The 9,676-nt window shown below is 41.3% G+C and carries 10 protein-coding genes and 1 pseudogene; 4 read left to right on the top strand and 7 right to left on the bottom strand.

Annotated features, from left to right (window positions below):
- The 3 genes and pseudogenes from Q0541_RS18600 to rdgB form a co-directional block, all read left to right on the top strand.
- A pseudogene (locus tag Q0541_RS18600) lies at positions 1–838 on the top strand (histidine kinase); the annotation flags it as partial.
- Positions 839–1,089: 251 nt separating this feature from the next.
- On the top strand, positions 1,090–2,526 hold the full coding sequence (locus Q0541_RS18595) for a phosphoglucomutase/phosphomannomutase family protein (protein WP_298913316.1): 1,437 nt from the start codon (positions 1,090–1,092) through the stop codon (positions 2,524–2,526).
- Between the two features lie 79 nt (positions 2,527–2,605).
- Positions 2,606–3,190, top strand: coding sequence for an RdgB/HAM1 family non-canonical purine NTP pyrophosphatase (gene rdgB / locus Q0541_RS18590; protein WP_298913313.1), 585 nt, complete (start codon positions 2,606–2,608; stop codon positions 3,188–3,190).
- A gap of 184 nt (positions 3,191–3,374) precedes the next feature.
- Here rdgB and Q0541_RS18585 read toward each other — a convergent pair whose 3' ends face one another.
- From Q0541_RS18585 to thiD, 7 genes are all read right to left on the bottom strand, one after another.
- Complete coding sequence (locus Q0541_RS18585) at positions 3,375–3,869, bottom strand: hypothetical protein (protein ID WP_298913310.1); 495 nt, start codon at positions 3,867–3,869, stop codon at positions 3,375–3,377.
- Positions 3,870–3,879: 10 nt separating this feature from the next.
- Positions 3,880–4,158: a hypothetical protein gene (locus tag Q0541_RS18580; protein ID WP_298913307.1), complete on the bottom strand. Its 279-nt coding sequence runs from the start codon at positions 4,156–4,158 to the stop codon at positions 3,880–3,882.
- Between the two features lie 41 nt (positions 4,159–4,199).
- Complete coding sequence (locus Q0541_RS18575; protein WP_298913304.1) at positions 4,200–4,772, bottom strand: GNAT family N-acetyltransferase; 573 nt, start codon at positions 4,770–4,772, stop codon at positions 4,200–4,202.
- Between the two features lie 27 nt (positions 4,773–4,799).
- Positions 4,800–4,928 (bottom strand): hypothetical protein, encoded by a 129-nt coding sequence (locus Q0541_RS18570; protein ID WP_267871219.1) that lies wholly within the window; start codon positions 4,926–4,928, stop codon positions 4,800–4,802.
- A gap of 260 nt (positions 4,929–5,188) precedes the next feature.
- Complete coding sequence (locus Q0541_RS18565; protein ID WP_012410794.1) at positions 5,189–5,527, bottom strand: P-II family nitrogen regulator; 339 nt, start codon at positions 5,525–5,527, stop codon at positions 5,189–5,191.
- Positions 5,528–5,884: 357 nt separating this feature from the next.
- Positions 5,885–6,493 carry a hypothetical protein gene (locus Q0541_RS18560; protein ID WP_298913260.1) on the bottom strand — a complete coding sequence of 203 codons (609 nt, stop codon included), beginning with the start codon at positions 6,491–6,493 and terminating at the stop codon, positions 5,885–5,887.
- 190 nt (positions 6,494–6,683) lie between these two features.
- Complete coding sequence (gene thiD / locus Q0541_RS18555; protein WP_298913257.1) at positions 6,684–7,505, bottom strand: bifunctional hydroxymethylpyrimidine kinase/phosphomethylpyrimidine kinase; 822 nt, start codon at positions 7,503–7,505, stop codon at positions 6,684–6,686.
- Positions 7,506–8,333: 828 nt separating this feature from the next.
- Here thiD and Q0541_RS18550 point away from each other — a divergent pair.
- Positions 8,334–9,676 (top strand): right-handed parallel beta-helix repeat-containing protein (locus tag Q0541_RS18550; protein ID WP_298913254.1); only part of this gene is annotated, 1,343 nt, incomplete at its 3' end.

Here is a 9,676-nt window from a genome sequence, read left to right as displayed (position 1 = left end):
TTGGGGCAAATATGAACAAGCGATCGCCTACCACCAACAAAGCCATGACCTTTATGAGCAATTGGGTCTAGAGGAGAATGTCGCTAACCAACTATCTTGGATCGCTAGTTGCTACCGCAATTTAAAGAGTTACACGAAGGCGATTGAGTATAACCAGCAAAGTCGAAATCTCTATCGGCAGTTAGGCCATGATGAGAATGCAGCTCGATGCTGTATGCAACTTGCTAACAATCAACGCTTGTTAGCAAAAAATACCTTAGATAGAGCAGTAGCTTTTGAATTACTGGCGCAGGCTGAACAAAATATCTGTCAAGCCATCCAAATAAATACCACAGGAGACTATAAAAAAAATCTTGCTTACGACTACATTATCCTTAGCTTAATTTGGTCAGAACGCTTACGCCTGTCGTCTATTGACGACTCGTTACCGCAAGAACAAATTGCCCAATTTGAAGAATATTACAATACTGGCTTGACATATCTTGCCGAACTGGGGCAGACAGTAAATCGAGCAGATGAAGCTCTTGATATTGCCCGTGCTTATCTGGAAGTCAGCGTCTTAAAAAATATTGACCGAGCCGAAGAACTAGCCCAAGAATCCCTCCAAGTTTTTCAGGAGTACAATCGCCGGAAACTAGAAGCTTCATCTCGTAAACTCTTGGGCGAAATATACCTGAACCGCTCCCAGCTTCATCAATCAGGTACTGAGGCAATTGCTATCCAGTTTTTGACTGAAAGTCTGCAAATCTACAGAGAGCTTGATTTAAGCGAAAAAGCTGCTGAGGTGGAGCAGCTAATACATCCAAATCTGGATAAGACTGGAATACTTAGCGATTAGAATTCGCCCCTACATAAAACAAGCCTGCGTAGATACCATGTGAAAATTCCACGAAGGCGAATTTTACTTGTGAGCCAAAAGGCGCTGTCTGAGACAAGTTACTGCCCGTCTACGCACTCTGTTGCACAAATTTGCTCACTTTTGTGTTGAAACAGCCGAATATTATTAGTACATATTATTACTAGATTCTTTTTTTACTTTATACACTGTATAAATGCTAGAATCCTCAAGTAGACAGTTAGGATACCTAGATGCCAGTTGTAGCTAACTCAATCAAGTTTGGTACAGACGGCTGGCGGGGCGTTATTGGTGATGAGTTCACCTTTGAACGCCTAGCCCTGGTCGCGCCAGTTGCCGCAAAAGTATTATATGATACATATTTTTCGACGGTGGGTAGCCGGACAATAATTGTCGGTTATGATCGCCGATTCATGGCCGAAGATTTTGCTCGTGCTGTTGCCGATACTGTCACTGCTATCGGATTTGATGTCCTACTGAGCGAAAGCTTTGCCCCAACCCCAGCTTATAGTTGGGCAGCAAAACAACTCAATGCTTTAGGAGCGTTGGTAATTACAGCCAGCCATAATCCAGGATCATATTTAGGCTTAAAAGTCAAGGGTTATTTTGGTGGTTCGGTGCCGCCAGAAGTCACAAAAGAGATAGAAGCGCAATTGTCGGTGGGAGTACCACTAGCAGCTACCCCAGGTAAGCAAGAGAAATTCGATCCCTGGCCCAGTTATACAGAAGCATTAGAAGGTAAAGTTGATATCGCCAAACTTCGAGAAGCGATCGCATCTGGCAAATTAACCTTATTTGCTGATGTCATGCATGGCGCTGCTGCTGGCGGATTGGCGAAACTACTAGGCAATCAGGTTAAAGAAATCAACTCAGAACGCGATCCCCTATTTGGTGGTGGTGCGCCGGAACCCTTGCCTAAATACCTTTCAAAGTTATTTGAAGTCATCAAAGCTCACCGAGAAACCGATAAATCAGGTTTAACCGTAGGGTTAGTATTTGATGGGGACTGCGATCGCATTGCAGCGGTGGATGGAGAAGCCAACTTCTTGAGTTCTCAAGTATTAATCCCGATATTAATTGACCACTTAACCTTAAGGCGCGGCTTTAGTGGTGAAATAGTCAAAACTGTTAGTGGTTCTGACTTGATGCCTCTTGTAGCAGCACAACATAACCTGTCAGTATTTGAGACAGCAGTTGGTTATAAATACATCGCTGACAGAATGTTAGCAGCAAAAGTGTTGCTGGGCGGCGAAGAGTCAGGAGGAATCGGCTATGGCAGCCATATTCCCGAACGCGATGCACTGCTGTCAGCATTGTACGTTCTAGAAGCGATTGTAGAATCTGGTTTGGATTTAGGTGAATATTATCGGCACTTGCAGAAACAAACAGGGTTTAATTCAGCATATGATCGCATTGATTTACCCTTAGCAAGTATGGAAGTGCGATCGCGTCTTTTGCAACAACTACAAACCCAACCCTTAACAGAAATTGCCGGGTTAGCAGTGATTGATTGCCAAACAATTGATGGCTACAAGTACCGCCTAGCTGATAAAAGCTGGTTAATGATTAGGTTTAGCGGTACTGAGCCAGTTTTACGCCTCTACTGCGAAGCCCCGACAATAGAGCAAGTGCATCAAACTCTTGCTTGGGCGAAACAGTGGGCAGAGTAAAATTAGTGAGGAGTTGAGAGTTAGGAGTTATTAATTCCTAGCTCATAACTCATCACTCCTAACTAATAATTCGTAATTCATGACATTACTTGTAGTCGCCACAGGAAATCCCGGTAAGTTGCGGGAAATGCAAGCTTACCTGGAAAATTCTGGTTGGGAATTAACCCTAAAACCTGAAGAATTGGAAGTTGAAGAGACGGGCGAAACCTTTGCCGCCAACGCTTGTCTAAAAGCCTCACAAATTGCTAAAGTCACAGGAAACTGGGCAATTGGTGATGATTCGGGCTTGCAAGTAGATGCCCTAAATGGCGCACCAGGAGTGTATTCTGCACGTTATGCCAAAACCGACTCAGAACGGATTGCTAGGGTATTGAGGGAATTAGGTAACGAAGTCAATCGGCAAGCTCAATTTGTTTGTGCAGTAGCGCTCGCTCGTCCTGATGGTGCGATCGTATTACAATCTGAAGGTATTTGTCGCGGTGAAATTCTCCATACATCTCGTGGTAATGATGGTTTCGGCTACGATCCAATTTTTTATGTGCAAGAGTTGCAATTGACCTTTGCTGAGATGACACGGGAATTGAAGGGGTCAATTAGCCATCGAGGCAAGGCTTTTGCTGCTTTACTTCCCCAACTATACACATTGTCTAGTTCTGAGTCCTGAGTTAGGATAAAAAACTGATTTAAGAAATGATAAGCTATCTGAGAATTAGTAGTTTTGGCGTTACTTAATAGTCAGACTAAATATAGCAATCAAGGAAAATATAATAAAGGCTTGTGGTATTAAAGTTAAAAGTAATTTCCCATAAGTTTTTAAAGTGTAAATGCTGTTTACCTTTATTGTGCGGTTAAGCAATTATCTCCCTAAGTTTTTGAAGAGTCGCTTCAGACCATTTATTTATGCAGCTGGTTTTTCCAGCAGGAATACGCATATAGTAAATTGGATTGTTACGTAAAGCTAAGATTTTTATTCTCTGAAGAACATCATGGTTACGTATATTTAAAACTTCGGCTAGATGAGTGCATGTATAAGGATAATGTTCTTCTTTAGGAAGGCTAATCGCACTCAAAGCTATATCTGTATTATCGAGATTAGTTGTGACTCTTAAAGCAGCATCTTCAGAGCTTCCATTTCGTACAGCCTCAAACTGGCTTACGACTTTGTTAATACTGTTCTCCAATCGATTTAGCTTTTGGGTTAATTGATCACTAACAACTGAAGATAAAATATCTCTGAGCCTATCCTCAGACACCTCAATCATAGGGTTAGTACCCTTACGATTAAGGCGTGCTTGGCTTAATGGGGTTACATTATTAGCTTCTGAATTTGGCTCAGATGACATAAACAAATCCTCACGCTACATTGGAATGTTGGAATTTTTGTTGAAGACAATCCAAAATATCATTTTCGGTTTTTTGCACGATTTCTTCAATTTCTTCCTGCGATAATATGTTACCCAACTCTTCCTGTAAAATTGCTATTAATTTTTCATAACTAATATGAGCTTGAGTTTTAGCCAAATATTTAGCTAAATTTTGACCTAAATCTAGCCCCGCAGCTACATCACAATCTACTTCATCTTCAAGTTCAACCGCCCACTGTAACCAAGAATTGCTCGATAAATCCTGCATTGCCCTACCCCTTCCTGACTATCCACAACCAAGTTGACCAGCTAACTAGATTGGCTGAGTATTTTCTCAGCTTGGTCTGATGAAATCTCAAAGTATCTTAGTCCTTGTTTATTGGAATCATATCCCAAATCAACCATTCCAAATTTTCTGTAAAAATTTTCTGCGCCAGGTAAAGAGTGTAAACCAAGCCTACCTTTGTAATCTAAATCAAAGCTACGTTCTATAGCCAACTTTAGTAAACTACTTCCAACACCTTTATACATTGGTGGATTTTCTATAGAGCGACGATTCCAAGGAGCTATAGTTAAGTAATCTACATAAACGAGATTCTTAGCAGATTCTAAAAGGGAACGATAGCAATCTAACTCCAGAATCATAAGTCCTTGAGTAATCGCTTCGCATTCTAATGCGAGCCTTTCATAATTTGGCGTTGAAAGCTTCAAAAATTTATCTATCCATGACCAATGGCTGTCTTCTTCAGATGAGTTTTGAAGTCTTTGTTTCCAAAAGGTTTCAAAGTCTGAAATATGTTTAGAAGATAGATTATATAATTCTGCTTCAACTAAGGCTGAATCTTTAACACGGAATAAGGATAACTTAGCAATCGCATTCAAGGCAACAACTCACAAGTTTGAATTAAGCTAAACAAGTATAAGTTCAGATTTCTTCTCGTCTACAGTTTCAAAGTAAAATTTTTCACCTTGCTCTATACGTTGCTCAATCAGCCCCATCATCCGTAAAGCTTGCCGTAACACCGCTGACTTATTCATGTCCTTTTTTTCACTAAGACTATTTAGTAGCTCAAGCTCAGTGTCCGACAAGTTAAGCGTGATTAAAGTTTTTTTGCTCAAAACATTTTTACCTTTGTTTTTATATATAGATTATATATCAAATATACATAGTACATGTGTTCTATGTCAAGAGTAAAGCTAGTTTTTGTCGTAGCCTGTAGCCAGTAGGACGTGGGAATATGCCTATATGTGACTTATTGAGTCATATATAGGCATATAGTTCAGAAGCTTATCAGCACTCAAACTGCTTCTGTGTTCTTTTCCCCGGTACGAATCCGAATCACTTGTTCAACAGGCGAGATGAAAATTTTACCATCGCCAATTTCACCAGTGCGGGCAGCGGCAATAATTTTGTCCACCACCATATCAACCTGATTGTCGTCAACTACGATTTCCACTTTGAGTTTTTGGAGAAACTCAACCGTGTACTCAGAACCGCGATACCGTTCAGTTTGGCCTTTCTGCCGTCCGAACCCCCGGACTTCAGAAACAGTCATGCCAACGATACCAGCGTTAACTAAGGCAATTTTCACCTCATCTAGCTTAAATGGGCGGATAATAGCTTCTACTTTTTTCATCTTCTTGACTCCTGACTTCTACTAGCTTCGTTTATATATCTAACCAGATCCGCTGTCTGAAGCTGTAACTAGCAGTGCTTTTCCTAAAACATATGTAATAATTACCACTTTCTTAAAGTGTATATGCTTTGTCTGAGGGTTTGGGACGTGAGAAGCGGCAAGGATTTATAAATTGGATAATCTTTGAGGTTTTAACATAAAGAAGTTGCTGTCAAGTTAGCATTTTTTATAGCTTTTATAACCTAAAAATAAATAAATTCCGTCATTTAGCAGATATGGTCAGATATTTAGAGAGTGATTGCAGAGAAATTGCTCGGTAGCCCGAAACCATGCTGCTGTTAACAGTGGGAGTGTCAACTAACGTTTCTGATGTTCAAACAAGGGACGCACAACGAAATATCCAGCACTAAAGGCAGTAAGCATAATTAACAAGATGGTGATAATTAACCACCAGCCATTGAGTTCCTTGGCATCTGGCTCAGTAGTGGAATAATAACTTACTTGTTGCTCTTCTATAAAAACTGGTTCTGGTATCGGGAAATTTATTTCCATTACAGGTGGAGAAAAGTTTTGGCGGCGGCTTTTTTCGGGTGGGGCTTTGGGGACAACAGGTGGAGATGGGCGAGAAACCTGCTGAGGTGGATGCGCTTGGGTTACTGGCTGTTTGGCACCACTTTTCACGTAGCCAGGAGCTTGGGGGACTTGGTGATAACTAGGCGTAGCATGGGAATCCACAAACTTTTGCAGGTGAGAAAAAGACTCAACAACTTTGGTAATTTCTTGGCGTAGTAGTTGATTTTCTTGTGCTAATTGCTGATTTTTGGTGGTGAGTGCATCTAGCCTCGCCTGTGTTGCTTGCAACTCTGTTGACAATTCCCTGTATACAGATAATGGTACAGAGGCAGGGTAGGCTTGAGTAGTCGGTGTTGGCGAATTTCTGTGAACAGAACCTATGGTTGTTCGCATCGGGGGCTTGGTATTAAAAATCAAGTTAATTAGATCGTACAGAGATGTTAACAGAGATAGTCAGCCCTGAAACTATGCCCAAGAATAATAGAAAAATGCCGAAAGGGCAAAAACTTCTTATTTACATTTTGGATATGGTCAGTAGTCAGTAGTCAATAGTCAGTCAACAGCTTGATAATTAACCACTAGGTTAATTTTGTAACAATGGGAAGAAGTGTCCTACAGGGCCTTGCCCTTCGCCAATATCTAGGGCGTAAGTGAGTGCAGTAGTGACATACTCCTTTGCCTGTTGCACCGCTTGCCACAAGTCTTTTCCCTTAGCCAGATTAGCAGCGATCGCAGCCGATAGTGTACAACCAGTACCGTGGGTATTTTTTGTCTCTACTTGCTGGCAAGTCAAAACTTCCAACTTGTCCCCATCAAACCAGATATCAACGCCACGCATATCTCCCTGCATACCTCCGCCTTTGACTAAAACAGCCTTCGTCCGTAAAGTCTTGTGAATAATTTCAGCAGCGGCTTGCATATCCTCCAAAGAATTGATTTGTAAACCGCTCAAAATCTGGGCTTCATAGCGATTGGGCGTGATGATCACCGCCTTGGGAATCAGGGCATAGCAAAGAGTCTTCACAGCATCATCATCAATCAATTGTGCCCCTGTACGTGACACCATTACTGGATCAACTACTAGATTATCGATTTGTAAAGCTTCCACCTGCTGGGCAACAGCAAAGATAATTTCCTGATTGAGCAACATTCCCGTTTTAGCAGCTTGTACGCCAATATCCTCAACTACTGCCTGAATTTGCGCCACAACAGCCTCTGTGGGCATGGCATCAACCCTCCTGACTCCTAGAGTGTTTTGTGCCGTGACGCAGGTTATAGCGCTAGTACCGTGGACACAGTGAAAAGCAAAGGTGCGTAAATCAGCTTGAATTCCTGCACCGCCACCGCTATCTGAACCAGCAATGGTTAAAGCAACGGGTATTCTGGAGTTTATTTCAGTTTTCATATTATGAAGATTAAGTAAGTTGGTGGCATCAAACCAAACTATCTCAAAGATTGATCAACTAGGCTAAAACCCTCTTCCTTCGTGCCTGATCGCAACAACAAAGATTTACGGCAACCTAGTTAATGGCGAGATGCCGTTGCTTGGCGACACCGAATAGCCCGGCGTACCCTTCCCTACGGATGCTTTGCGAACGGGAAGCAAGCTATGCGTAGCAGACGCACCAGAAGGCATGGTTTCTTTAAAAATTTTTAGATAAACTTCATCAAATCCTTGCACAAAGGGCTCTCCATTCCCATATCACTCTGGAAATTAATCGGACTCCACCATAAACTTGCATATGTTTTTTGTTTTTGTTGTAAAAAAAACTACTTTAATAAGGGTATTCACTGGTGAAAATTCTTTTTTTAAAGGTTAGTTTTAATACATGAGTTCAAAAGGCTCAGTTACACCGTTTAAAACAGGTTCGACTAAGTTGTTACATTAGTTCCCTCAAGTTAAAGGTCTAACAAACAAGCCCAGAGAAGAGAGGAAACGTCTCCAGCTTTGCGCTGCCAAGTCTTAGGTGCTAATCGTCCGATCACCCTCAATAAAACACTGACGATTGATGGTATCGACATCCCTAGTTTAACCATCATCGGTTGACAGGAGAAAAAATTTTCAGTTTTACAACAGCTTTTTTACAACCGGCGCGATTTCAAGTCGCGATCGGACAGCTGTGACTGTCCTGAATAGTCCAGACAGATAACCCATTCAAATAACTACTTAGCAACTGAGTTTGTTGCTGAGAGTGTACTACCAATTCCCCATACATATATTTGGAGTAAACCTATGGCTGGCAAAACATACTACGTTTCTGGAACAGGCGATGATAAAAAAAATAATGGCTTGAAGGAAGGAGCGGCATTTCGCACCCTCCAGAAAGCCGCAGACTTGGTGCAGGCAGGTGATACCGTCTACGTCATGAATGGTACTTACACCTCATCTTATGCAAATATCCTGAGTATTGGAAATAAGCAGGGTAGGGCTGATGCACCGATCACATTTATTGCATATCCTGGACACACACCTGTTATAGAAGCACACAGCAACAATTGGAATGCTATATCAATTACAGGCTCTTCATACGTAGTAATTGATGGCTTAACATTGGTAGGAGCACGAGATGAAATTACATTAGAATATGCGCTCCAACAAAAAGACAATTTGAATAACCCAGCAACATCTGGTAGTGGTATTAGTATTAACAAGAGTAGTCCAACTGAACGGTCACACCATATCACACTTATTAATAACAAGATTTCTAAGTTTCCAGGAGGCGGGATTGGTGCAGGAGAAGCTGATTATATTACAATAAAAAACAATATTGTTTCTGGAACCTCTTGGTATTCACCCTACGGAACTCAAGGAATCACAGTAGGGCATCTTTGGAACTCAGATAATAATGTAAAAGATTACAAAGTAATTATCCAAGGAAATACTTCTTTTGATAATAAACAATTAGTCCCTTGGTATCAAGCAGGAAAAATAACCGAGGGTCATGGAATAATGCTTGACACTTCTTATATTGGAAATGTTGCATACCAGGGGAAAGCCTTAATCAGCAAAAACTTAATTTACAACAATGGTGGGGCAGCTATTCAGATTTTCAAAGGAGAAAACCCTGTAGATATTGTAAATAATACAACTTACCATAACTCACGAATAATCCCAGACGGAGAAATTTTTATTAACGGTGCTAAAAATGTTCGGGTCTATAACAATATTATGTATGCAAGCACAGGAGGGTCTACCGCTGGCATCATTTATTCTAGTAATGTTTCATTTAACAATAACCTTGCTTACAACGGAGCATTTACTGCCCCAGGATCAGGAAATATTTTAAACAAAGACCCGTTGTTTGTTGATGCAGCAAATGGTGACTTTCGGCTCCAACTTGGAAGTCCTGCGATCGATACTGGTTCCAATACCTTCAATAGCATCATTAAAACTATTCCCCAGGATGGCGATGGTAATGGCATTGTAGGGACAGATATTGGTGCATATGAAGCCCCCCGCAGCACCATCCCTACTCCAGAAATTGAAGTTCTCAATGGCACAGTTGATATTGCAGATGAGAGCACCAACGCCATTGACTTTGGGGACACCACTGTTGGTAACACCCTGACCAAAAC

It is taken from the genome of uncultured Nostoc sp. (genome assembly GCF_937863485.1).
Classification (GTDB): domain Bacteria; phylum Cyanobacteriota; class Cyanobacteriia; order Cyanobacteriales; family Nostocaceae; genus Nostoc.
The sequence above is the reverse complement of the archived record's forward strand: the minus strand, read 5'-3'. Positions and strand labels throughout refer to the sequence as shown.